The organism is Cypionkella sp. (assembly GCF_036782355.1).
GTDB lineage: Bacteria > Pseudomonadota > Alphaproteobacteria > Rhodobacterales > Rhodobacteraceae > Cypionkella.
Window position 1 is genome coordinate 1 of the sequence record NZ_DAIPZF010000035.1, and the last position, 22,673, is coordinate 22,673.

Annotated in this window: 22 protein-coding genes and 1 tRNA gene; 9 read left to right on the forward strand and 14 right to left on the reverse strand. The window is 61.5% G+C overall.

The annotated features are described in order from the left end of the window. Positions 1 to 172: 172 nt before the first annotated feature. From V7Q10_RS12610 to V7Q10_RS12650, 9 genes are all read right to left on the reverse strand, one after another. Positions 173 to 2,209, reverse strand: a complete 2,037-nt coding sequence (locus tag V7Q10_RS12610) for an ASKHA domain-containing protein (protein WP_333869464.1) — start codon at positions 2,207 to 2,209, stop codon at positions 173 to 175. Between the two features lie 100 nt (positions 2,210 to 2,309). Then, entirely contained in the window at positions 2,310 to 3,392 is a 1,083-nt protein-coding gene (locus tag V7Q10_RS12615; RefSeq protein ID WP_333869465.1) for a 2'-deoxycytidine 5'-triphosphate deaminase, read from the reverse strand. Positions 3,393 to 3,453: 61 nt separating this feature from the next. Beyond that, a tRNA-Pro gene (locus V7Q10_RS12620) sits at positions 3,454 to 3,531 on the reverse strand. 56 nt (positions 3,532 to 3,587) lie between these two features. Then, a complete protein-coding gene (locus tag V7Q10_RS12625; protein ID WP_333869466.1) occupies positions 3,588 to 4,238 on the reverse strand; it encodes a MerR family transcriptional regulator in 651 nt (216 codons plus the stop codon). An 11-nt stretch (positions 4,239 to 4,249) separates the two neighbouring features. After that, positions 4,250 to 4,552, reverse strand: a complete 303-nt coding sequence (gene ihfA, locus V7Q10_RS12630; protein WP_333869467.1) for an integration host factor subunit alpha — start codon at positions 4,550 to 4,552, stop codon at positions 4,250 to 4,252. A 100-nt stretch (positions 4,553 to 4,652) separates the two neighbouring features. Further along, positions 4,653 to 5,624, reverse strand: a complete 972-nt coding sequence (locus V7Q10_RS12635) for a beta-ketoacyl-ACP synthase III (protein ID WP_333869468.1) — start codon at positions 5,622 to 5,624, stop codon at positions 4,653 to 4,655. Beyond that, the gene (gene plsX, locus V7Q10_RS12640; RefSeq protein ID WP_333869469.1) at positions 5,621 to 6,730 is read right to left on the reverse strand and encodes a phosphate acyltransferase PlsX; all 1,110 of its coding nucleotides are present in this window, start codon (positions 6,728 to 6,730) and stop codon (positions 5,621 to 5,623) included. Before plsX ends, V7Q10_RS12635 begins: the two co-directional genes overlap by 4 nt. Positions 6,731 to 6,753: 23 nt before the next feature. Further along, a complete protein-coding gene (gene rpmF, locus V7Q10_RS12645; RefSeq protein ID WP_333869470.1) occupies positions 6,754 to 6,957 on the reverse strand; it encodes a 50S ribosomal protein L32 in 204 nt (67 codons plus the stop codon). A gap of 173 nt (positions 6,958 to 7,130) precedes the next feature. Beyond that, positions 7,131 to 7,682, reverse strand: coding sequence for a YceD family protein (locus tag V7Q10_RS12650; protein WP_333869471.1), 552 nt, complete (start codon positions 7,680 to 7,682; stop codon positions 7,131 to 7,133). A gap of 251 nt (positions 7,683 to 7,933) precedes the next feature. Between V7Q10_RS12650 and V7Q10_RS12655 the strand changes: the two genes are divergently transcribed. The 3 genes from V7Q10_RS12655 to V7Q10_RS12665 are packed head-to-tail and all read left to right on the forward strand — an operon-like array spanning position 7,934 to position 10,993. Then, a complete protein-coding gene (locus tag V7Q10_RS12655; protein WP_333869472.1) occupies positions 7,934 to 8,383 on the forward strand; it encodes an outer membrane protein assembly factor BamE in 450 nt (149 codons plus the stop codon). A 2-nt stretch (positions 8,384 to 8,385) separates the two neighbouring features. After that, positions 8,386 to 9,156, forward strand: coding sequence for a GNAT family N-acetyltransferase (locus tag V7Q10_RS12660; RefSeq protein ID WP_333869473.1), 771 nt, complete (start codon positions 8,386 to 8,388; stop codon positions 9,154 to 9,156). 31 nt (positions 9,157 to 9,187) lie between these two features. After that, positions 9,188 to 10,993 (forward strand): ABC-F family ATP-binding cassette domain-containing protein, encoded by a 1,806-nt coding sequence (locus V7Q10_RS12665; protein WP_333869474.1) that lies wholly within the window; start codon positions 9,188 to 9,190, stop codon positions 10,991 to 10,993. On the opposite strand, the gene V7Q10_RS12670 is transcribed toward V7Q10_RS12665, so the two are convergent. After that, on the reverse strand, positions 10,990 to 12,372 hold the full coding sequence (locus V7Q10_RS12670) for a pyridoxal phosphate-dependent decarboxylase family protein (protein ID WP_333869475.1): 1,383 nt from the start codon (positions 12,370 to 12,372) through the stop codon (positions 10,990 to 10,992). The two genes, V7Q10_RS12665 and V7Q10_RS12670, sit on opposite strands and share 4 nt — an antisense overlap. Before the next feature lie 244 nt (positions 12,373 to 12,616). Here V7Q10_RS12670 and cysS point away from each other — a divergent pair, with 244 nt between their 5' ends. The 3 genes from cysS (at position 12,617) to V7Q10_RS12685 (ending at position 16,477) form a co-directional block, all read left to right on the forward strand. Then, entirely contained in the window at positions 12,617 to 14,026 is a 1,410-nt protein-coding gene (cysS, locus tag V7Q10_RS12675; protein WP_333869476.1) for a cysteine--tRNA ligase, read from the forward strand. An 82-nt stretch (positions 14,027 to 14,108) separates the two neighbouring features. After that, a complete protein-coding gene (gene cimA, locus V7Q10_RS12680) occupies positions 14,109 to 15,728 on the forward strand; it encodes a citramalate synthase (RefSeq protein WP_333869477.1) in 1,620 nt (539 codons plus the stop codon). Beyond that, on the forward strand, positions 15,725 to 16,477 hold the full coding sequence (locus V7Q10_RS12685; protein WP_333869478.1) for a phytoene/squalene synthase family protein: 753 nt from the start codon (positions 15,725 to 15,727) through the stop codon (positions 16,475 to 16,477). Before cimA ends, V7Q10_RS12685 begins: the two co-directional genes overlap by 4 nt. A gap of 17 nt (positions 16,478 to 16,494) precedes the next feature. On the opposite strand, the gene V7Q10_RS12690 is transcribed toward V7Q10_RS12685, so the two are convergent. Both V7Q10_RS12690 and V7Q10_RS12695 read right to left on the reverse strand, forming a co-directional pair. Further along, positions 16,495 to 16,938: a GNAT family N-acetyltransferase gene (locus tag V7Q10_RS12690; protein ID WP_333869479.1), complete on the reverse strand. Its 444-nt coding sequence runs from the start codon at positions 16,936 to 16,938 to the stop codon at positions 16,495 to 16,497. Further along, entirely contained in the window at positions 16,935 to 18,140 is a 1,206-nt protein-coding gene (locus tag V7Q10_RS12695) for an MFS transporter (RefSeq protein WP_333869480.1), read from the reverse strand. Before V7Q10_RS12695 ends, V7Q10_RS12690 begins: the two co-directional genes overlap by 4 nt. 57 nt (positions 18,141 to 18,197) lie before the next feature. Here V7Q10_RS12695 and V7Q10_RS12700 point away from each other — a divergent pair, with 57 nt between their 5' ends. Next, positions 18,198 to 18,824, forward strand: coding sequence for a DNA-3-methyladenine glycosylase family protein (locus V7Q10_RS12700; RefSeq protein WP_333869481.1), 627 nt, complete (start codon positions 18,198 to 18,200; stop codon positions 18,822 to 18,824). Between the two features lie 16 nt (positions 18,825 to 18,840). Next, entirely contained in the window at positions 18,841 to 19,515 is a 675-nt protein-coding gene (locus V7Q10_RS12705; protein ID WP_333869482.1) for an alpha/beta hydrolase, read from the forward strand. On the opposite strand, the gene V7Q10_RS12710 is transcribed toward V7Q10_RS12705, so the two are convergent. Beyond that, the gene (locus V7Q10_RS12710; RefSeq protein WP_333869483.1) at positions 19,512 to 20,480 is read right to left on the reverse strand and encodes a glucokinase; all 969 of its coding nucleotides are present in this window, start codon (positions 20,478 to 20,480) and stop codon (positions 19,512 to 19,514) included. The genes V7Q10_RS12705 and V7Q10_RS12710 overlap by 4 nt on opposite strands. Before the next feature lie 46 nt (positions 20,481 to 20,526). After that, positions 20,527 to 21,555 carry a LacI family DNA-binding transcriptional regulator gene (locus tag V7Q10_RS12715; protein WP_333869484.1) on the reverse strand — a complete coding sequence of 343 codons (1,029 nt, stop codon included), beginning with the start codon at positions 21,553 to 21,555 and terminating at the stop codon, positions 20,527 to 20,529. 258 nt (positions 21,556 to 21,813) lie between these two features. Here V7Q10_RS12715 and V7Q10_RS12720 point away from each other — a divergent pair, with 258 nt between their 5' ends. Beyond that, the gene (locus V7Q10_RS12720) at positions 21,814 to 22,602 is read left to right on the forward strand and encodes a phytanoyl-CoA dioxygenase family protein (protein ID WP_333869485.1); all 789 of its coding nucleotides are present in this window, start codon (positions 21,814 to 21,816) and stop codon (positions 22,600 to 22,602) included. Positions 22,603 to 22,673: the final 71 nt, after the last annotated feature.

The following is a 22,673-nucleotide window of genomic DNA, read 5'->3' on the forward strand; positions in this document are numbered from 1 at the left end:
GGGTGAAGGGAATCGAACCCTCGTATTCAGCTTGGGAAGCTGCTGCTCTACCATTGAGCTACACCCGCGTTGTTTGTCAGGTAAGCCAAGTGCTGGGCCTCGTCAAGCCGGTCGCGGTGAAAAGAGCCGCAGATTGCACCCGATCAGGCTTGCCGCTTGGCAGGCGCGGGGACTAGCCCCTGCGCCGCCGCCCGCCAGCTCCGCCAGAGCCAGAGGTGTTAAAGCTTACCTCGGGCAGGGTGACGATTTGGCTAAGCTCGGGGAAGCTATCGACCGCATTCGGGATGGCGCTTGCATTGACGAAATGCTCTTGAAAGCGCGGCTCGATGGCGGTTTCGACCTTGTGGATCTGATGCACCGTGGTCTCGATATAATCGCGCGCGCCGACGTTGCACAAAGCAATCCGCGCGCCGGTGCCCGCGGCATTGCCCGCCGAGACCACCTTATCAAGCCGCACATCCGGGATCATGCCCAGAACCATGGCGTGTTTGGGCGAGATATGCGCGCCAAAGGCGCCTGCAAGCGTCACCTTATCCACGGTCTCGACGCCCATCTCATCCATCAACAGCTTGGCGCCTGCGTAAAGCGCGGCCTTGGCCAGCTGAATGGCGCGAATGTCGCCTTGGGTGACGGTGATCATCGGCCCACCATGGGCGGTGCCATCATGCAGCACATAAGAATGCGTGCGGCCTTCCGAGATGCAGCGCGCCGTGCCGGTTTGATCGGGGCCGCCGATCAAGCCACCCTGATCGACCAGACCCGCCATGCGCATTTCGGCCACGGCCTCGATGATGCCTGATCCGCAAATGCCGGTGATGCCGCTGCTGGCGGTGGCAGCCGCAAAGCCCGCGTCATCAGACCACAGATCCGAGCCAATGACCCGAAAGCGCGGTTCTTTGGTGGCAGGATCAATCTCGACCCGCTCGATCGCACCCGGAGCTGCACGCTGGCCCGAAGAGATCTGCGCACCTTCAAAGGCGGGGCCGGTGGGCGATGAACAGGCCAAGACACGGGTTTTATTGCCCAAAAGGATTTCGGCATTGGTGCCGACATCGACGATCAGCACCATTTCGTCAGATTTGTTCGGCTCTTCGGCCAAGGCCACGGCGGCGCAATCGGCCCCAACATGGCCTGCGATGCAGGGCAGAATATAGACGCGGGCGGCAGTGTTGACCGCGTTCAGATCCAGATCGCGCGCATCCAAAGTCAGCGAGCCCGAGGTGGCCAGCGCAAAGGGCGCTTGGCCAAGTTCAACCGGATCAATGCCCAACAGCAGGTGGTGCATCACCGGATTGCAGACAAAGGTCAGCTCGTAAATCGAGGTCGGCACGATATTGGCTTCGGTGGCGATAGATTGGATCAGCCCGTTCAGCGCCGTGCGCACCGCGGCCGTCATCTCGACATCGCCACCGGGGTTCATCATCGCATAAGACACCCGGCTCATCAGATCTTCGCCAAAGCGGATCTGCGGGTTCATCACGCCTGCCGAGGCCAGCACAGCCCCGTCGCGCAGATCGCACAGATGTGCGGCCACAGTGGTCGAGCCAAGGTCGATGGCAAGGCCGTAGATGCCGCCCTCGTGAAAGCCGGGCCAAATGTCCAGCAGACGGTGACGGGTGTCGTTGTTGCCCTTGTGCAGCGCCACGGTGACCTTCCAGCCGCCCTTGCGCAGCGCAGGTTGCAGGCGCCGCAGGATCGGCAGTTCGGCCGCCACTTCGCCCACGCCCCATTGCTCTTGCAAGGCCGTGACAAGGCGTTCGAAATCGCCGGTCGGTTCGTGCATGTCGGGCTCTGCCACCTCGACGTAAAGCGCGCGGGTGGCGGGATCCATCACGATGTCGCGCTGGCTGGCGGATTTGCGGATCACCTGTTTGTGGACTTGGCTTTCGGGCGGCACGTCGATCACGACATCGCCCTGCACGCAGGCCTGACAGCCCAGACGCCGCCCGTCGATCATGCCGCGCTTTGATTTATAACGCTCTTCGACCGAGTTCCAATCGGTCAGCGCACCGGTTTCGACCGTGACGCCATGTTTGGAAAACTCGCCATATTGTGGGGTGATCTGGCATTTTGAACAAATGCCGCGCCCGCCGCAGACCGAATCCAGATCGACGCCAAGCTGGCGCGCAGCGGTCAGCACCGGCGTGCCAAGCGCAAAGCGGCCCCGCTTGCCTGAGGGGGTAAAGATTACCAAAGCGTCGTCGGTCATATCGTCCTCATCTCGGTCAGGCGCATTCTATTGTGTCGTTGTAGGACGGCTTTGGCAAAAGTCACCGCCAGATAGCGGCATTCAATTGTGCATCCGCGCCTTAGCCTGCGATGAACTGCTTAGCGAGCTTTAGGCCTTGGCCTTGATAGTTCGAGGCAATCTCGCGACCATAAAGCGTGTCGGGGCGTGCGGCCATGCGTTCATAGACCAAGCGGCCGACGATTTGGCCGTGTTCCAGCACGAAAGGCGCCTCGTGGCAGCGCACTTCCAGCACGCCACGGCTGCCAACACCGCCCGCAGCCGCATGGCCAAAGCCAGGGTCAAAAAAGCCCGCGTAATGCACGCGAAACTCGCCCACCATGGCCAAAAAGGGCGCCATTTCAGCCGCGTAATCGGGCGGAATCGTCACCGCCTCGCGGCTGACCAGAATATAAAATGCGCCGGGATCAAGGATAATGCGGCCATCTTTGGCGTGGATTTCTTCCCAAAACTCCGAGGCCGGATAATGGCCGATCTTATCCAGATCGACGACACCGGTATGGGGCTTGGCGCGGTAGCCGACCAGATCGCCGACCTTGGGGCGCAGATCGACCGAAAACCCCAGACCTTCCGAGATCAGCGCTTGCCCCGAAACCAAGGGCTCGGCGGCATGCAGGGCGGTCAGTTCGGCATCACTCAGCACCGCTTGGCCTTGGCGAAAGCGGATCTGGTTCAGCCTTTGGCCGGCGCGCACCAGCACCGAAAAGCTTTTCGGGCAAACTTCGGCATAAAGCGGGCCGTGATACCCCTCGGCAATGCGGTCAAATTCGGAGCCACCATCGGTGATCAGCCGCGTCAGCAGATCAAGTCGTCCGGTCGAGCTTTTGGCATTGGCCACCGCCGTGATCCCCGCAGGCAGCGCAAGGCTTTCCATCAAGGGGATGACATAGACACAGCCCTTTTCCAGCACGGCGCCTTGCGACAGATCAATGCGGTGCATCTCGAATTCGGCAATCCGGTCAGCAACGCGGCGGTTATGGCCGACCAGAAACGACGCCCGCACCCGATAGGCCACCGTGCCCAGCCGCAGATCAAGGCTGGCGGGCTGGATCTGGCCGTCAATAAAATCAGGATTGGCCGAAATAGCGCCACTGGCGATCAGCGCCCGCAGGCCTTGGTCAGGGATCACACCGAGATTGCGCATAGCGGCCTCCTTGATACAGAAACGCCCGCACTGCCACAGGGCAGGCGGGCGGTTTCGATTTTGGTCGGGCCAGAGAGATTCGAACTCTCGACCTCCCGCCCCCCAGACGGACGCGCTAACCAGACTGCGCTATGGCCCGACACGGCGTCTTCATACCAATATTCCACGCGGGGGCAAGCCAGAAAGCGCAAGCGATCAACGCGACGATACAGCTTGATCGAGGCCAGCCTGCAAACGCAGATGCAGGTTTTGCAGGCGCAGGTGCAACTCTGCTGCCAAATCCGATTGCGCCAGCGCATGTGGGGGCAGGGCACGCAGACGCGCCAGCAGCGGCAATTGTGCTTGTGCGGCAAGCGCTGCCGAATCGTGACGCTCTGGCTGGGGTGGCAGATTGGCAAACAGATCTTGCGCCACCGGTGCAGGCTCGGCGCGGCGCAGCGCGGTCTGCAAGGCAACCACCGTGGCGCTGGCGGCCTGTTCAGGGGCGATCTCTTCTTGTGCAGGCGGGCCAAAGTTCAGCGTAAGTGCGGCTTCCAAAGCGGCTTCGTCGTCCAATTCCGAACCCTCGACATAGTCTTGCCCAGACAGGCTTGCGACATGGCGCACGCCCTGTTCGCGCAGAATTTTCTGCACGCCGCGGATGGTCAGCCCCGCATCATGCAGCAGATGCTTAATGCCGGTGAGCAAAGCAACATCAGCAGGGCGGTAATAGCGCCTGCCGCCTGCGCGTTTCACTGGCCGGATCTGCGGAAAACGGCTTTCCCAAAACCGCAGCACATGGGCTGGGGTTTCAAGCGTTTCAGCAACCTCAGAGATTGTGCGGAAGGCGTCCGGCGACTTGTCCATCCGCGCGCTCGTCAGCGTTTTTTGCCGGCTGCGACACGGTCTTTCATCAGATGCGAAGGCCGGAAGGTCAGCACGCGGCGCGGCGAGATTGGCACCTCGTCGCCGGTTTTCGGGTTGCGCCCGACGCGGGCGGTCTTGTCGCGCACAGAAAAGGTGCCAAAGGACGAAATCTTGACAGTATCACCACCTGCCAAAGCATCCGAGACATGCTGAAGCACCGATTCAACCAGATCAGACGATTCGTTGCGGCTTAGTCCCACTTCACGGAACACAGCTTCACTGAGATCCATACGCGTCAGAGTCTTCTCGCTCATCATACCCCCCCGGGTTGTTACAGCAAAATCATGCGCGCGTTAAAAAACTCTGTCAACCACAACGGCTTGCAAGACGTTGTTCCAAGCCGATTTTCTGCGCTTACCAGCGTAAAACCACCGAACCCCAAGCCAAACCGCCGCCAATTGCCTCGGTGACAAGCAAATCGCCGGGCTTTATCTGCCCGCGCGCCTTACCAACCGAGAGTGCAAGGGGAATCGATGCCGCCGAGGTATTGCCGTGATCCTGCACCGTTACCACCACGCGGTCCATGCCAACTTGCATGCGTTTGGCAGTGGCCTCGATGATGCGGATATTGGCCTGATGTGGCACGATCCAATCGACGTCTTCGCTGGTCAGCCCCACCTTTTCCAAAGCGGCATGGGCAGTTTCGGCCAGCTTTTCAACCGCATGGCGGAAGACCTCTTTGCCCTCCATCCGCAGATGTCCGGTGCTGCCGGTCGAAGAGCCGCCGTCGACATATAGCAAATCGCGAAAGCGGCCGTCCGAATGCAGATCGGTCGATAAGATGCCGCGATCGGCAATGCTGCCCAGACCGGTCTCGGCTGCCAGCACCAAAGCTCCTGCGCCATCGCCGAACAACACGCAGGTGCTGCGGTCGCTCCAATCCATCAACCGCGAAAAGGTTTCCGCCCCGATCACCATCACGGTTTTCGCCTGACCCGAGAGGATCAGCGCATTGGCCGTGGTCAGCGCATAGACAAAGCCGGCGCAAACCGCTTGCACATCAAAGGCAAAGCCCTGCGTCATTCCCAAAGCGCCCTGAATCATCGTGGCAGCCGAAGGAAAGGTCAGATCGGCAGTCGAGGTGGCAACGATAATCGCATCCAAATCATCGGGCAAAAGTCCGGCATCGGCCAGCGCGGCCAAAGCGGCGCGGGTGCCCAGATCGGAGGTGGTCTGGCCTTCAGCGGCGTAGTGCCGCCGCTCGATCCCTGAACGGGTCTTGATCCAGGCATCCGTGGTATCGACCAGGCCTTCCAGATCGGCATTGGCAACCACACGGTCAGGCAAATAATGCCCAACGCCTTTTACAACGGCGCGTATTGTCATTCGCTGGCTTTTGCCTCCGGCCCTGATAGGTCGGCATCCTGCCGCGAGAGCCCCGCAGATGCAACCCGCGCCGCAAGCCGGTCTACAAAGCCCGCCCCCGACAATTGATGCGCAAGCGTGATGGCTGCTGCAACGCCGGTGGCGTCTGCTGCGCCATGCGATTTGATCACTGTGCCGTTCAGCCCCAAAAATACCCCGCCATTGACGCGGCGCGGGTCGATGCGTTGCTGCAACCGCCGCAGCGATTTCAGCGCCAAAAGCGCGCCAAGCTTTGACAACAGGCTTGCCCCAAGCGCTTCGCGCAGGAAATCCGAGATAAGCTTTGCGGTGCCTTCGCCAGTTTTCAGCGCGATATTGCCGGTAAACCCGTCGGTGACGATCACATCCACACGGTCCGAGGGCAGGTCGCCGCCCTCGACAAAGCCGATGTAATCATAATCGCTGTCAGCGCAGTGCAGGCTCATCTGCTCATGCGCCTCTTTTAGCTCGGCGCGGCCCTTATGCTCTTCGGTGCCCACGTTCAAAAGCCCGACGCGCGGACGCTTCAGGTTCAGACCGTTGCGGGCATAAGAGGCCCCCATCGCCGCATATTGCAGCAAATCGGCGGCTTCAGCTTTGATATCGGCGCCAACATCCAGCATGACATTAAAGCCACCCGGATTGCGTGACGGCCAAAGACAGGCGATGGCAGGCCGATTAACGCCCGGAAGCTTGCGCAGCCGGATCATTGCCACAGCCATCAAAGCGCCAGTGTTGCCACAAGAAACCGCAACCGTGGCCTCGCCCTGCTTGACGCTTTCGATTGTTGACCACATCGAGGTGCCTTCGCCGTGTCGCATGACCTGGCTGGGCTTATCCTGCATGGTGACTACACGCGGCGCATGGCGCAGCGTTACGCGCTGCGACAGGCCGGCATGCCTAGAAAGCAGTGCCGCAAGCTGCGCCTCGTCTCCGTGCAAGATGAAGTCTGCATTCGGCAATGACGTTGCACAAAGCGCAAGACCGGCGACAATGGCCACCGGTCCGCGATCTGATCCCATCGCATCAACAGAAATGACGATGCGCTGCGCGCTGGCTTCGGTCTGATGTGCAGGTCCGGATGCCATGGGCTAGCAGCGATAGGGGCGGCTTACGCCGCGTCCTCGTCAACTTCGACTGCTTTGGTGGCGACAACTTCGCGCGCATCATAATGACCGCAAGACGGGCATACATGGTGCGGGCGCTTTTGTTCGCCGCAGTTTGAACAATCTTGCGGGTTGCCGGCAACCAGAGCGTCGTGCGAACGACGCATGTTACGGCGGGACTTGGTGGTGCGGTTCTGCGGGACAGCCATGTCTCGACCTCGGATAGTGGGGGACAAGCCCCGGATTTTACTTTATTTTCAGCGCTTTCTGCGGCAAGTCATCCCTGCGTTACAAAGCCCTCAATGAGGCGCGGAACATAGCCAGATTTGAGCGCGGTGCAACCCCTTTTCGTCAGCTAAATTCATAACCGGCCTCAAGCCGCCTAAACCTCTGGCTTTTTTAGCTTATCTGCCAAAGCAGCCAGACCTGCAAAAGGCTTCAGATCTTCGGATTTCAGCGGGGCCACGCCGGGGGCTGCAAAGACCGCCTCGGCAAATTCGGCGCCGCGCGCGCGGGGGTAAAGCGGCAGCGCAAGCGTAAGCGCCTCGATGCCAATGGCGGCAACGTCGATGCTTTCAGGCATGGGTTCGCTGTCATCGGCGGGGATTTCCAGCTCGTCAGCGGCGGGTTCGACGTAATCAAACTGATAGCGCACCTCGGTGCTGTCAGCGACTTTGCTGCGCACCGGAGCCAGCGAGATCGAGCAGGCCTGCACCACAAGTGCGCTCAGATCGGCGCGCAACACCACATCTGCCCGCCCCAGCGGCGCCAATTCGCCCTTGAAGACGAACTCTGGCAGCTCCAGCAGGCCCAGCGCTTGGGCGATGACCGCGCGGGCGGCGGCGTCGGGCGCAAAGGTGAAACGCAGGGTTTTGCGGCCAGAGACCAGCGCCGAGCGGTAGCTTTGGCTAGGAAGGGTCGAAGAAGCGCTCATCGGGTACTTTCGGGGTTTGCGGCCCTGAGGGTGACAAAGCGGATCGCTTCTTTGCCCATCACGGCGTTCCATTCTTGAACAGGTCTGCGTCCTTCTGTAAGCCAAAAGCCGAAGCTTTGACCAAAACGGTGCAGGATTTCTGGAATACTTGTCGAATTGACTTGGTGCAAGGGCGCGCGCGGGGTAAATCGGGACAAGGCAGTGAGGGTGAGGGCGGAATGGCGCGAACTGACAAGACGATAAGTGGCAAAGTGGCAAGATCGTGGGGGCAGGGGCTTGTGGCCATCGCCGCCATGGCGCTGTTTGCCGCCTGCACGCCGATCGTTCGATCACATGGCTATGTGCCTTCGGATCAGGAATTGGCCTTGGTGACAGTGGGCAAAGACAGCCGCGAAACCGTAGCCACTGCGATTGGCCGGCCCTCTGCCTCGGGTCTGTTGAACGACCAAGCTTGGTATTATGTGCAAAGCACTTGGAAAAATCTGGGCCCCTATGCGCCAAAAGAAGAGCAGCGCGAGGTTGTGGCGGTCAGCTTTGATGCGCAGGGCGTGGTCAGCAATGTCGAACGCTTTGGCCTCGAGCAGGGTCGCATCGTGCCGATCTCGCGCCGGGTGACGGGCGACAGCGTGCAGTCCAAAGGCTTCCTTGCGCAGATGTTTGGCAATATCGGCGGCATCGGTGCGGGGCAGTTGTTCAAATAGTGATGCAGGCGCGCGCGCGGGCTCTTGCGGCAGAGTTTCCGCTGACCAAGGGCAAGTACCGTGTCGAGGCTGGCTTTGGGGCAGCGGGACTTGCCTCCACGCTGCCGCTGCGGCTTGAGTGCTTTCGCGCAGGTCAGGGCGAGGACCGCGATGGCTTTGATGCCGATTGTCTGCACCTGTCGCTGCACGAGCGGGAAAGCGGCCAGATCGTTGCTTGCTTTCGGGGGATGCTGTTGCAGGCCGACCAGATTGGGCAAAGCTATTCGGCGCAAAGCTATAATCTTGCTCCGCTTGCGCAGTTTGGCGCGCCTGTGCTGGAACTGGGGCGCTTTGCGCTGCATCCAAAGTGGCATGATCCTGACATCCTGCGCTTGGCTTGGGCGGCAATCACGCGGCTGGTGGATGCGGCAGGGGTGGGGCTGCTGTTCGGCTGCACTTCGTTTTTGGGCGCCGAGGAGGCACGCCACCGCGCGGCGCTTGCGCTTTTGGCCGCGCGTCACATCGGCCCACAAGACTGGCTGCCCAAGCCGCTGGCCGTAGAGCAGGTGCGCTTTGCCGAAGGCCGCAGCGATCAGGTGCTGGATCTGCGGGCAGGGCTGGCGCAGATGCCACTTTTGCTGCGCAGCTATCTTACGCTGGGGGGCTGGGTCAGCGATCACGCGGTGCTGGATCGGGATCTGGACACGCTGCATGTCTTTACCGCCGTCGAAATTGCGTCGATTCCCCCCGCCCGCGCGCGGGCTTTGCGCGAAATTGCCCGATCTGGTGATTGACGCGGGCTTTGGTTCCGACTAGCTGACCGCCATGGCACGCGCACCCCTCCTTCAGTTGTCCGGAATCTCGCTGACCTTTGGCGGCGATCCGGTTTTTGACGAGCTTGATCTCGTTGTTCATCCCGGTGATCGGGTGGCTTTGGTGGGGCGTAATGGCTCTGGCAAATCCACGCTGATGAAGGTCATGGCGGGGCTGGTTGAACCAGACCGAGGCGTGCGGGTTGTGCCTCCCGGCGTCAGTGTCGGCTATATGGAACAAGACCCCGATCTGGCGGGTTTTGCGACCTTGGGCGATTACGCCGCAAGCTGCTTGCCCGAGGGCGAGGAATACAAGGTGCCAATGGTGGCCGAAGGGTTGAAGTTCAACCCAGAAACCCCGGTCGCGACCGCTTCGGGCGGCGAGCGGCGGCGCGCAGCCCTTGCCAAGCTGATGGCCGAAGCGCCCGAGCTGATGCTGTTGGACGAGCCGACCAACCATCTGGACATCCAAGCCATCGAATGGCTGGAAGAAGAATTAAAGGGCACCCGCACCGCCTTTGTGCTGATCAGCCACGACCGCGCGTTTTTGCGCGCGCTGACGCGTGCCACGCTTTGGATCGACCGCGGCCAAGTGCGCCGCCGCGAATCCGGCTTTGACGGCTTTGAGGAATGGCGCGAAACCATTTGGGCCGAAGAAGACGACGCCCGCCACAAGCTGGACCGCAAGATCAAGGCCGAGGCGAAATGGGCGGTTGAAGGCATCTCGGCACGGCGCAAGCGCAACCAAGGCCGCGTGCGCGCCTTGGCAGAACTGCGCGCCGAACGGGGCAGCCAGATCCGCCGTCAGGGCACCGCGGCGCTCGAGCTGGAATCGGGCACGCAATCGGGCAAGCGGGTGATCGAGGCGACAGGGATCGCAAAGATCTTTGGCGATAAGACCATCGTGCAGGATTTCGATCTGCGGGTGTTGCGCGGCGACCGTGTGGCCTTTGTCGGCCCGAACGGTGTCGGCAAAACCACGCTGCTGAAAATGCTGATTGGCGAGCTGGCCCCCGATGCGGGCAGCATCAAGCTTGGCACCAATCTTGAAATCGCGGTCTTTGACCAGGCCCGCGCCCGGCTTGACCCCAATGCCACGCTTTGGGACAGCCTGACCAATGATCCGCTGATGGCGGTTTCGGGCTCGTCAGATCAGGTGATGGTGCGCGGCGTGCCAAAGCATGTGGTGGGCTACCTTAAGGACTTTTTGTTCGACGAACGCCAAGCCCGCGCGCCTGTGCGCTCGCTTTCGGGCGGCGAGAAAGCCCGGCTGTTGCTGGCCAAGCTGATGGCGCTGCCGTCGAACCTGTTGATCATGGACGAACCGACCAACGATCTGGACGTCGAGACGCTGGATCTGTTGCAAGACATCTTGGGCGAATACGATGGCACCGTTTTGCTTGTCAGCCACGACCGCGATTTCATCGATCGCATTGCCACCAGCACCATCGCGCTCGAGGGGAAGGGCCGCGCGTCGGTCTATCCGGGGGGCTGGTCGGATTACGTCACCCAGCGGGTGCTGACGACGGACTCTGTCACCTTTGACAACGTCAAAGGCAGCAAAGCGCCAGATCCTGTAAGGCCTGCCGCCAAAGCCGATGGCTTGACCTTTACCGAACGCAAACGGCTCGAGGCTTTGCCCGCGCTGATCGAAAAGCTGGAAGCCGAGATTGGCAAGCTGTCGGATTTCCTGTCAGATCCTGCGATGTTCACCAAAGAACCGGTGAAGTTCCGCAAGGGTGGCGAGGCATTGTCCGAACGCCAAGCGCAATTGGCCGCCTGCGAAGAAGAATGGATGGCGCTGGCCGAACGGGCTTAGGTCATCAGCTCGGCCACCACCTTTGCGATCATCTGTACGTCCGTACGGGTGCAATCAAACTGACCCACCTGCACGCGAATGACATAGCGTCCCTCGTGCAGGGTTTGGGTCAGATAGATCCGGCCATCATCGTTGATCCGCGCCAGCAGCGCCTCGGTCTTGGCTTGGGTTTCCAGCGCAAAGCTGAACAGCGACAGGCTGGGCTGACTGGTGATCTGCACGCCTGCGATGGCGGCCAAATCGGCGCAAGCCTCTTCGGCCCAAGCGACATGGTTGCGAATGCGGGCGCGCAGCCCCTCTAGCCCATAGGCGCGCAGGGTGAACCACAGCTTCAGCGCGCGAAACCGCCGCCCCAAAGGCACGGTCCATTCGTTGAAATTCACGATCTCTTCGCGCCCGGCGGTTTCCAGATAGCTGGGGCGCAGGCCAAGGGTTTTCACCTGCGGCGTCGGATCGCGCAGAAACTGGACCGCGCAATCAAACTGCACGCCCAGCCATTTATGCGGGTTAAAGACGATGGAGTCAGCGCCCTCGATCCCCGCCCAAAGCCCGCGATACTCGGGGCAGATCATCGCAGACCCCGCCCAAGCCGCATCGACATGCACCGGCAGGCCAAAGCGCTTGGCCACCGCGATGCAATCGCCGATGCGGTCAAACGCGCCAATCGAGGTGCCACCCGCACATAAGATCACGCCCGCAGGTACAAAACCCGCCGCCAGATCGGCGGCAATCGCGGAATTCAGCGCCTCGGGCCGCATCGAAAACTGCGCGTCGGTTTCGATCTTGATCAGATTGTCCTGGCCAATGCCCGCCACCCGAATGGCTTTGTCGACCGAAGAATGGGTCTGCGCGCTGGCATAGAACCGCAGGCGAGGGCTGGCTTGCAAGCCGCTGATATTGCTTGCAAAGGCTGTCGCCTGCTCGCGCATCGTCAGAATGGCCGACAGCGTGGTGGTGGTGGCAGAATCGTGGATGGTGCCGGTGAAGCCCTCGGGCAGACCCAGCGCTTGGCGCAGCCATTGGATCATCACCTGTTCAATCTCGGTCACCGCAGGCGAGGTTTGCCACAGCATGCCTTGCGCGGCCATCGCATTGGCCAATTGCTCGGCCAACATCGAGGCGGGTGAGGCATTGGCGGGAAAATAGGCAAAAAAGCGCGGGTGCTGCCAATGGGTCATGCCGTCAGGCACGATGGCCGCAAAATCGGCAAAGATGGTTTCCATCGGCTCGCCCGCTTCGGGGGGCTGCGCGGGCAATTGTCGGGCAATCGCACCGGGGGTAAGCGGCGCGCGCACCGGGCGGTCGCGCAAGTGGCTGTGATAGTCGCTTGCCCAATCGGCGGCGCGTTTTGACCAATGGTTCAGATCATCATGGTTCATCGCAGGCTCCCTTTGCGCCAGCATGGCCTGCGGGGGGGCGGCAAACAAGGGGGGCTTTGCCGCGAAAATTAAGCTTGGCGACCTTGCATTCTGGCGCTACACAGGCTGCATGAAACTGATGGACGTTCTTTGCATTTGCTGCATTCCCTGCTGACAGTCGTCACGCGGGCCCATCATCTGTTTCCCTTAACAGGATCAAGCTGATAGACCCGCGCCGCAGGCGTGTTTGGACCAATTTCGAGGCTTGATGATGATCAGACTGCACAACAACAAAACGCGGGTAAAAGAAGATTTCACCCCGATTGATGCCAAAAACGTGCGGATCTATGTCTGCGGTCCCACGGTTTATGATCGCGCGCATCTGGGCAATGGTCGGCCTGTGGTGGTGTTTGACACGCTCTATCGGTTGCTGCGGCAGGTTTACGGGACGGATCACGTCACCTATGTGCGCAATTTCACCGATGTCGATGACAAGATCAACGCCAGCGCCTTGGCGCGGCAAAAGGCGGGCGATCCGCGCAGCCTAGAGGCGCTGATCCGCGAGCGGACCGAGGAAACCATCGGCTGGTATCACGCCGATATGGATGCCTTGGGCGCGCTGCGGCCCACATTTGAGCCGCGCGCGACGGAATATATCGGCGCGATGATCGCGATGATCGAAACCCTGATCGCCAAGGGCCATGCCTATGCCGCCGAGGGCCATGCGCTGTTTCGTGTACGTTCGTACAAAGACTATGGCGCGCTCTCAGGCCGCTCGGTTGACGATATGATCGCAGGCGCGCGGGTCGAGGTGGCGCCGTTCAAAGAAGATCCGATGGATTTCGTGCTGTGGAAGCCCTCCTCTGACGCTGAGCCCGGTTGGGACAGCCCTTGGGGCTTTGGCAGACCGGGCTGGCATATCGAATGCTCGGCGATGAGCTATGAATTGCTGGGCGCAAGCTTTGACATTCACGGCGGCGGGCTGGATCTGCAATTTCCCCACCACGAGAACGAGATCGCGCAAAGCTGCTGCGCGCATCCAGAGGCGGATTTCGCCAAGATCTGGATGCACAATGAGATGTTGCAGGTCGAGGGCAAGAAGATGTCCAAATCCTTGGGCAATTTCTTTACCGTGCGCGATTTGCTGGACCAAGGCTATGCGGGCGAGGTGATCCGCATGGTCTATCTGGGCACGCATTATTCCAAACCGATGGATTGGACGGCAGAGAAGGCGGCGCAGGCGAAAAAGACACTGGACGGGCTTTATGCGGCGGTGGGCGATGTGGAACTGGATATGAGCCTGGCGGTCGATCCGCAGGTGCTGGCGGCTTTGCAGAACGATCTGAACACTTCGGCCGCGCTGACGGAGGTGCTGGAGCTGGCAAAGCGTGGCGATGCGCGGGTCTTAAAGCGCACGGCGGTGCTGCTGGGGTTGTTGCAGATGCGCCAGAGCGCGTGGCTTACGCAAAACCAGCCGAGCGTCGATCTGGCCCCCTATGCCGCGCGGGTGACAGAGCTGCGCGCACAGGCACAACAAAGCAAGGATTTCGCCGCCTTAGACGCGATGAAGGCGGCGCTGACGGCGGCGGGGGTTGAGGTGCGGATGTCGAAGGCGGGTGTCGAGTTGCTGGCGGGCGCGGGCTTTGATGCCAAGAAGTTGGAGGGGGTGCTGTGAGCCTTGCGCATCTGGCAAACCTCGGGGGGTTTCCCCCCCCGAACCCCCGAGGATATTTGCACCAAGATGAAAGGGCCAAGGCATGAAAGAGCGGCTTTATCTGTTTGACACCACGCTGCGCGATGGCCAGCAGACGCAAGGGGTGCAGTTTTCGACCTTGGAAAAGCTGCAGATTGCGGCTGCGCTGGATGGTTTGGGGGTAGATTATATCGAGGGCGGTTGGCCTGGGGCCAATCCGACCGACAGTGAGTTTTTCACGGCGGTGCCGCAAGGGCGCGCGACGATGACGGCTTTTGGCATGACCAAGCGGGTGGGGCGGTCGGCGCAGAATGATGATGTTTTGGCGGCGGTGCTGGATGCGGGCACGCCTGCGGTCTGTTTGGTTGGCAAATGTCATGACTTTCACGTCACCACGGCGCTTGGGGTGAGCCTGGAGGAAAACCTTGCGGCGATTGCGGCGTCTTTTGCGCATGTGGTCGGGCAGGGGCGCGAGGCTTTGTTTGACGCCGAGCATTTCTTTGATGGCTACCGCGCCAATCCTGACTATGCGCTGGCCTGTTTGCAGGCGGCCTATCAGGCCGGGGCGCGTTGGATTGTGCTGTGTGACACCAATGGCGGCACCTTGCCTTCGGAAGTGGGGCGGGTGGTCTCGGAGGTGATTGCCAGCGGCATTGCGGGCAGCCGGTTGGGCATTCATTGCCATGATGACACCGGCAATGCGGTGGCCAATTCGCTGGCGGCGGTCGAGGCGGGGGCGCGGCAGGTGCAGGGCACGTTGAACGGATTGGGCGAGCGCTGTGGCAATGCCAATCTGGTGACGCTGATCCCGACCTTGATGCTGAAACAGCCCTTTGCGAGCCAGCTGCAAATTGGCGTCAGTGAGGCGGGTCTTGCCGGCCTGTTGCGGTTGTCACGCAGTTTGGATGATATTTTGAACCGCGTGCCTTTGCGCAGCGCACCCTATGTCGGCGCCAGTGCCTTTGCCCATAAGGCGGGTTTGCATGCCAGTGCGATCATGAAAGACCCCAGCACCTATGAGCATATCGCCCCCGAGCGTGTTGGCAATGAGCGCATCATTCCGATGTCAAACCAAGCCGGGCAATCGAACCTGCGGGCGCGGTTGGCTGCGGCGGGGATTGTGGTTGAGGCCAAAGATCCGCGCATGGGGCGGATTTTAGAGGTGATCAAGGAGCGCGAGGATCAGGGCTATGCCTATGACGGGGCGCAGGCGAGCTTTGAGCTGCTGGCGCGGCGCGAATTGGGGCTGATGCCGGATTTCTTTGAGGTCAAGCGCTACCGGGTCACGGTGGAGCGGCGCAAGAACAAATACGACCGTATGGTCAGCCTCTCGGAGGCTGTGGTTGTGGTGAAGGTGGGCGAGAAGAAGATGCTGTCGGTCAGCGAGAGCATGGACGAGAGCGGCACCGATCGCGGGCCGGTGAACGCTTTGGCCAAGGCCTTGGCCAAGGATCTGGGCCCCTATCAGGGCGTGATCGACGATCTGCATCTGGTGGATTTCAAGGTGCGCATCACTCAAGGCGGCACCGAGGCTGTGACCCGCGTGATCATCGACAGCGAAGACAGTTCTGGGCGCGGCTGGTCAACGGTGGGGGTTTCGGCCAATATCGTTGACGCCAGTTTCGAGGCGCTGCTGGATGCGATCAATTGGAAGCTGATCCGCGATGTGGGCCAGCCGCTATGAGCTTTGCCGCCTGTGCTGGTTTGGTCGAGCGTGGCGATCCTGACCGCTTTGCTGCCGTTATGGCGGCTCCTGTGGCGCTGCGGGGGCGGTTGTTTGTGCTTTACGCCTTTAACCTTGAGGTCGCCCGCGCGCCTTGGGTGACCAAAGAGCCGATGATCGCCGAGATGCGGTTGCAATGGTGGCGCGATGTGGTGGCCGAACCGCGCGCGCGCGCGCATGAGGTGGCGGGCCCTTTGCACGGGCTGATCGCCGAGGCAGCCCTTCCGGTCGAGGTGTTTGACCGTTTGGTCGCGGCGCGGCGCTGGGATATCTACGCCGATGCCTTTGAGGATGCGGCGCATTTTGACCGCTATCTGGACGAGACGGCAGGCGCCCTGATGTGGCTTGCGGCCAAGGCTTGCGGGGCACCTTTGCGGGCTGAACCTTTTGCGCGGGCCTATGGCTGGGGTTTGGGGCTGGCGAATTTCCTGCGCGCGGTGCCAGAGTTAGAGGCGCGCGGCAAGCTGCCCTTGGTCGATGGCCGCCCAGCGGCGATTGCAGCCCTGGCCAAGACGGGGCTGGAAAAGATCCGCTTTGCAAAGGCAATGCGGCGTGATCTGGGGCCTGCGATGCTGGCAGGCTGGCAGGCAGAGCCCTTGCTGGCGCAGGTGGCGGCTGATCCGCGGCTGGTGGCCGAGGGCGCGATGGGGCTGTCGGAATTTGCGCGGCGCGGCCGGCTGACTTGGGCAGCGCTTACGGGGCGGTGGTAAGGGCGCGCTGGTAGCCTTTAGCCCAGATCCAAGGCAAAGCGCTGGCCGCTGACGGGGGCAGGGTGAAAGCCGCGCTTGGTGTAAAAGCCTTGCGCGCGGGTGTTGCTGGCAAGCGCAGAGACAGTCAGATAACTGCAGCCCTGCGCGCGTGCAAGATCAGTGACCGCTTGGATCAGGCGCGTGCCCAGACCCTTGCCGCGTTGGTTTTCTGCGACATACAGATGATGCAGATCCATGCCGCGCTGGCCCCATTGCAGCCGGGCAAGCTGGGTCAGGGCCGCATAGGCTTGCAGGCCATCAGCCGCCTCGGCCACCAAGATTTGCAGGCAGGGATGCGGGCCAAAGACATCGCGCGCAAGTGTCGCTTCTGTCACCAAAGCCGCGTCATCGTGATGTGCGGCAAGCCCCGTGATCAGCGCCACCAGTTGCGGCAGATCGGCAGGGGTGGCCGCGCGGATCATGCCGCTTTTGGCCGCATCGCCAGCCAAATCAGCGCGCCACCGGCCAGCACCAGAAACGGCAGCATCGCCATATTCACCGCCGACCATCCCGCTTGCACCGAAGAGCCCGAGCAGTTCATCAAGCCGCCCGAAGACAGGCTGGCAAGGGTGACGCCGCCAAAGACGATCAGATCGTTCAGACCCTGCATCCGGCCGCGCTCGGAAGGGGCTACCGATCCTGTCAGCATGGTGGTCGCGCCAATAAAGCCAAAGTTCCAGCCGACACCCAACAGGATCAGCGCTGCATAAAAGTTCATCAGATCGACGCCCGCTATCGCCACCGCCCCAGCCGCAGCCAGAATAACCAGACCCGTCGCCATCACCTTTTCAACGCCAAAACGCGCGATGACATGGCCGGTGATGAACGAAGGCGCATACATTGCCAGCACGTGGCTGGTGACAATATGCCCCGCAGCCCCCTTGCCAAAGCCGCAGCCCACAACCGCCAGCGGGGTCGAGGTCATCACCAGATTCATCAGCGCATAAGACACCGCCGCCACAATCACCGCCACCACGACACGCGGGGTCTTCATCAGCTCGACCCTGCTGCGTGCCACCACGCCTGCAAAGGTGTTGCGATCTGGCACGGGGATGTCCAAAAACACAAACATGATCATGCCCAAAAGGTTCAGCACCACCACCGCAAGGTAAATGCCCAGAAACGGCACCACCATCGCGTCCACCGTGGCCGCCCCAAGCTGCGGGCCGATCACCGCCGACAACAGCCCGCCCGCCATCACATAGGAAATCGCCTTGGGCCGGAACGCATCCGAGGCCCGATCCGCGGCGGCAAAGCGGTAAAACCCCTGCGCCGACATATAAACTCCGGTGAACAGCGACCCAAGACAGAGGAAAAAGAACGAGCTTTGCAACAGCCCATAGGCCGAAATCGCAGCCCCCAGCGCGCCGCCCAAGGCACCGACCACAAAGCCAACCCGCCGGCCCTTGCGCTGCATCAGGCTTGACAGCGGCGTCGCCGTCAGCATCGACCCCAGCACGATCATCGAGATCGGCAGGGTGGCAAAGCAGGCATTTGTCGCCAAAGACTGGCCCGCAAGCCCGCCAAAGGTGAAAATCATCGGCATTTGCGCGCCAAGGATGGCTTGGGCGGCCACCAGAACGGCAACATTTCTACGGGCGAGGCTGTCTTGATCTGTCATCATAGGGTATCGGTAGAATGCGGCTTGGCGTGCTGCAAGCGAATAATTGTGAGGGAAACAATGGTCGGGCGTTTGATCACAGGGCCTGCGGATCTGGCCGAGGGGGCGGCTTGGCTGGCAGGCCAGGATCCGCGCTTTGCCCGCGCCTTGGTTTTGGTCGGCGATCTGCCGCTGCGGCGCAAGCCCGATGGGTTTTCGGCACTGCTGGAGGCGATCATCTCGCAGCAGGTCTCGGTGGCTTCGGCCAATGCCATTCGGGCGCGGATGGCGGCTGCGGGCTATGACAGCCGCGCGGCGGTGGCGCTTGCGGGCGAAGACGATCTGCGCGCGGCAGGGCTAAGCCGGCAAAAGGCCAGCTACGCGCTGGCGCTGGCGCATTCGGCGGTGGATTTTGACGCGCTGCGCGATTTGCCCGATGACCGGGTGATCGAGACTTTGGTTGCGGTCAAAGGCATTGGCCGCTGGACGGCGGAAATCTATGCCATGTTCGCGCTGGGGCGGGCGGATGTCTTTGCGCCCAATGATCTGGCGCTGCAAGAGGCGGCAAGGCATCTGTTTGATCTGCCCGCGCGGCCTTCTGAGCGCGCCTTGCGCCAGATGTCGCTGGCGTGGAGCCCGTGGCGCGCGGTTGCGGCGCGCTGTTTGTTTGCCTATTACCATGTGGTGAAATCGCGAGACGGCATTTAGGGGCAGGGTCATTTCTATGAGCAGAGCGTTAAAATTTGGCCGCAAGGCCTCGGTGTCGGGCAAAACCGGTTCGGTGGTGATCTTTGTGCATGGCTACGGCGCTGATGGCGCCGATCTGTTGGGGATTGCCGATGTCTTGGGGCCGCATTTGCCCGATACGGTGTTTTATGCCCCCGACGCGCCGCAGGCATGCGCTGCCAGCGGCTTTGGCAGGCAGTGGTTCCCGATCCCGCGCTTTGATGGCTCGAGCGAGGTCGAGTCTGCGGTGGCGATGAACCAAGCGGCGGATGATCTGAATGGCTTTATCGACATCACCTTACAGGCCGAAGCTGTTTCGGCGTCTGAACTGGTTTTGGTGGGGTTTAGTCAAGGCGCGATGATGGGCCTGCATGTTGCACCCCGGCGGGCTGACACCATCGCAGGGCTGGTGGCGATTTCGGGAAAACTGATGCGCCCCAATACTTTGGCGATGGAAATGACAGTAAAGCCTGAAGTCTTGTTGATGCACGGCGACCGCGACGATGTGGTGCCTTTTGGCGAGATGCAGGCCGCAGGAAATACGCTTGTTGCCAATGGCTTCAAGGTCTTTGCGCATGTGATGAAAGGCGGCGGGCACGGCATTTCCCAAGATGGCCTTGGCGTCATGTTAAGCTTTATCGCTGAGCGTCTGCCCAAAGCCGCCAAGCCCTAGGCAGGCGTGCTGCTTAGATGCGCTGCGCAGCCGGTCAGGGCTGCGTAGTCATCTTCCACCGCGAAGACCGCGAAATCTTTCATGAAATCGCCAAAGCGCCCCTTATCGCGGAAGGCCTCTGTCAGCCCCATCTCGGCCATATAGGGCACCATGGCACGCGCCACGCCGCCGATCAGATAAAGCCCGCCAAAGGGCAGGTGGATCAGCGCCAGATTGCCCAGCTCATTGCCCAAAAGCCGCACATAAAGCGCTGCGGTTTGCCGCGCCAGCGGATCGCCTGCGCCAAGCGCCTGCATGATCTGCGCCGCCCCCAGTTCCTGCATCGCCCCCGCCTCATGGGTGACAAAGGCGTGCAGCCGTTCCAGCCCGCGCCCCGCCAGAATGTCTTCGACGCCGGCAAAACCATGCGCATGCGGGCCGTGGCCTTCGATGAATTTCATCAGGCGAAAGTCGGTCTCATTGCGCACAGGCATCGCGATATGGCCGCATTCCGAGGCCGCAACCACCCGACCAGCTGCCGTGTTATGCACGGGGGCTGCATTCATGCCTGTGCCCACACCCACCACCAGCATGGCCGCGCCACTTTGCTGCGGGCCTGCGATCAGCGGGCGCAGAAACTGTGGGGCTATATGGCCCAGCGCGTGGCCCTGCGCCTGGAGGTCATTCAAAATCGCGGTATGCGCGGCGCCAGTGGCACGGGTCAGCTGGGCTGCGTCAATCGTCCAGGCCAGATTGGTCATCACCGCCACGCCATCGCGCACCGGGCCTGCGGCGGCCACGCAAGCCCCCTCGACCCGCGCGATGCCTTCTTCGGCCAAATAGCGCGTCAGCACCGGCTCCAAGCTTGGGAAATCGGCATTGGCATAGCGGCGGATGCTGTCTTGACGCACCGCCTTGCCATCGGCAAGCGCAACCCGGGTGTTGGTGCCGCCGATGTCAGCAACAAGATTAAGAGGCGTGGTCATAGGGGCACCTGAAGGCTTGGCTGTTTCTAACGGGGGAATCGAAGGGTTATGTGCGCGGGGCGGGGCCAGTGGATTGCCCCAAAATGAGATCGGCTTCAAGCAGGCGGTTTTGCGGCGCAGAAGCGGGGTCTGCGATCAGATCCAGCAGCATCTGTGCCGCCAATTGCCCCGCCAGCCGCACCGAAGACCGCGTGGCGGTGAAAATCGGCAGATCTTCGCCATTACGCAGATAGCTGAGTTCATCGTCAAAGATGATCACCGAGACATCGCGCCCCATCACCAGCCCGCGCGCCTCGATTGCGCGGCGCGCGCCCATGCCCGAAAGCATCGAGGCGCAGACAAAGGCGGTGGGGGGCTGCGGCAAAGCCAGCATGGTGCTGGCGGCCAGATAGCCCGCATGTTCGGTCAGCTCGCCCGTGAACATCAGCGCAGGGTCTTGTGCGATTGCGCGCGCCGACAGCGCCTCGAGATAGCCCATCCGGCGGCGCAGCGCGAAATCCAGATCCTCTTTGCCGTTGATCAGACCAATGCGCTGATGTGCCAGATCCAGCAAAAATTCGGTGGCGCGCAAAAACGCGCGGCGGTTGTTCACATCGACCCAAGAATAGGGCAGGTCAACCGAGGTTGCACGCCCGTGCGAAACAAAGGGAAGCCCAAGCTGCAACAGGGTTTTGATGCGATCATCCGAACTGCGCACCGCATGGATGATCACGCCATCAACTGCGCCACGCAATTTCAGATCGTGATAGCTTTGCGTTTCTGCCGCATCCGAGACCACCGAAAGCAGCATGTCATAGCCGTTGGTGGTGTAAACCTCGCCCGCGCCTGCGATGAAATCGGCAAAGATCGGGTTCATGATCTCGGATTTCGTGGCCACTGGAAACACATGGCCCACCGCCATGGCCCGCCCTGTGGCCAGCCGGATCGCACGGGTATTGGGGCGGTAATTGTGGCGTTTGGCGGCGGCAAGAATACGCTCGCGGGTGGCAGCATTTACCTCGGGGTAGCCATTCAAGGCCCGACTGACGGTTGTGGGCGACAGGTTCAACTTTAGCGCCAATTCTTTAAGGTTCATAGCGCCCAAATGAAACAAGGATTGCAGGGTTCAGCGTGATTTGCGCCGAAGATTAGCCGCAGTCGGCGGCGCGGTCAAAGTGTTTGAGGCGCTTGGGCAGGCTTAATCACAAAAAACTCGGGGAAAGGATGCTTTTACAGCGGCTTGCTGGTGGGGTGGTGTCGGCCAAAGCGGTTTAAATCAGAGGCTTTGGCGCGCGCGGTTGCGCGGGCTTTGGGTCTTTGCCATAAAGGTTTCATCACAGAGGGGGAGGGTGCGATGGTAAAGCTCAGCGAGGCGACGGTGGCCGCGTTTCAGCGCGACGGGGCGGTGTTGATCAAGGGGCTTTGGGCCGATTGGGTCGAGGATCTGCGGGCAGGGGTGGCGCGCAATATGGCCGAGCCCGGACCCTATGCGGCCGAAAACCTGAAACCTGGCGAGGCGGGGCGGTTCTTTGACGATTATTGCAACTGGCAGCGCATCCCTGAATTCGAGCGGGTGATCAAAGGCTCGGATGTGGCGGAAGTGGCTGCGGCTTTGATGCAGTCAGAGCGGGTGCAGATGTTTCACGATCATGTGCTGGTCAAAGAGCCCGGCACCGCCAAGCCGACGCCGTGGCACAGCGACGGGCCCTATTATTTTGTGCAAGGCGCGCAAACCGTGTCGTTTTGGTCGCCACTGGACCGGGTGACGCAGGCGTCTTTGCGCTGTGTTGCGGGCTCGCATCTTTGGGAAAAGGATGTGCTGCCGACGCGCTGGCTGGCCGAGACCGCGTTTTATCCCAACCCCGATGCCTATATGCCGGTGCCCGATCCCGATGCCGAGGGCATGCGGGTGCTGGAATGGGAGATGGAGCCGGGCGATGCGGTGGCCTTTCACTACCGCACCCTGCACGGCGCGCGTGGCAATGAGGCGGGCGCGCGCAGGCGGGCGTTTTCCTTGCGCCTGCTGGGGGAGGATGCGCGCTATGTCGAGCGGCCGGGGCGCACCTCGCCGCCCTATCCCGATCATGGCATGGTCGCAGGGCAGCGGCTGCGCGAGGATTGGTTTCCGGTCTTGCGCGGTTAGGGGGCCGTTTGGCGCGGGCATCGAGCCCGCGTCAAACGGGCGTCAGCCTCGCCTGCGGCGAAGCGGCCGCT

Bases quoted from the DNA above. Each gene is read 5' to 3' on its own strand.
- V7Q10_RS12610 (WP_333869464.1), bottom strand. From the start codon at position 2,209: ATGACCGACGACGCTTTGGTAATCTTTACCCCCTCAGGCAAGCGGGGC.
- V7Q10_RS12615 (WP_333869465.1), bottom strand. From the start codon at position 3,392: ATGCGCAATCTCGGTGTGATCCCTGACCAAGGCCTGCGGGCGCTGATC.
- V7Q10_RS12625 (WP_333869466.1), bottom strand. From the start codon at position 4,238: ATGGACAAGTCGCCGGACGCCTTCCGCACAATCTCTGAGGTTGCTGAA.
- ihfA (WP_333869467.1), bottom strand. From the start codon at position 4,552: ATGAGCGAGAAGACTCTGACGCGTATGGATCTCAGTGAAGCTGTGTTC.
- V7Q10_RS12635 (WP_333869468.1), bottom strand. From the start codon at position 5,624: ATGACAATACGCGCCGTTGTAAAAGGCGTTGGGCATTATTTGCCTGAC.
- plsX (WP_333869469.1), bottom strand. From the start codon at position 6,730: ATGGCATCCGGACCTGCACATCAGACCGAAGCCAGCGCGCAGCGCATC.
- rpmF (WP_333869470.1), bottom strand. From the start codon at position 6,957: ATGGCTGTCCCGCAGAACCGCACCACCAAGTCCCGCCGTAACATGCGT.
- V7Q10_RS12650 (WP_333869471.1), bottom strand. From the start codon at position 7,682: ATGAGCGCTTCTTCGACCCTTCCTAGCCAAAGCTACCGCTCGGCGCTG.
- V7Q10_RS12660 (WP_333869473.1), top strand. From the start codon at position 8,386: ATGCAGGCGCGCGCGCGGGCTCTTGCGGCAGAGTTTCCGCTGACCAAG.
- V7Q10_RS12665 (WP_333869474.1), top strand. From the start codon at position 9,188: ATGGCACGCGCACCCCTCCTTCAGTTGTCCGGAATCTCGCTGACCTTT.
- V7Q10_RS12670 (WP_333869475.1), bottom strand. From the start codon at position 12,372: ATGAACCATGATGATCTGAACCATTGGTCAAAACGCGCCGCCGATTGG.
- cimA (WP_333869477.1), top strand. From the start codon at position 14,109: ATGAAAGAGCGGCTTTATCTGTTTGACACCACGCTGCGCGATGGCCAG.
- V7Q10_RS12685 (WP_333869478.1), top strand. From the start codon at position 15,725: ATGAGCTTTGCCGCCTGTGCTGGTTTGGTCGAGCGTGGCGATCCTGAC.
- V7Q10_RS12690 (WP_333869479.1), bottom strand. From the start codon at position 16,938: ATGATCCGCGCGGCCACCCCTGCCGATCTGCCGCAACTGGTGGCGCTG.
- V7Q10_RS12695 (WP_333869480.1), bottom strand. From the start codon at position 18,140: ATGATGACAGATCAAGACAGCCTCGCCCGTAGAAATGTTGCCGTTCTG.
- V7Q10_RS12700 (WP_333869481.1), top strand. From the start codon at position 18,198: ATGGTCGGGCGTTTGATCACAGGGCCTGCGGATCTGGCCGAGGGGGCG.
- V7Q10_RS12705 (WP_333869482.1), top strand. From the start codon at position 18,841: ATGAGCAGAGCGTTAAAATTTGGCCGCAAGGCCTCGGTGTCGGGCAAA.
- V7Q10_RS12710 (WP_333869483.1), bottom strand. From the start codon at position 20,480: ATGACCACGCCTCTTAATCTTGTTGCTGACATCGGCGGCACCAACACC.
- V7Q10_RS12715 (WP_333869484.1), bottom strand. From the start codon at position 21,555: ATGAACCTTAAAGAATTGGCGCTAAAGTTGAACCTGTCGCCCACAACC.
- V7Q10_RS12720 (WP_333869485.1), top strand. From the start codon at position 21,814: ATGGTAAAGCTCAGCGAGGCGACGGTGGCCGCGTTTCAGCGCGACGGG.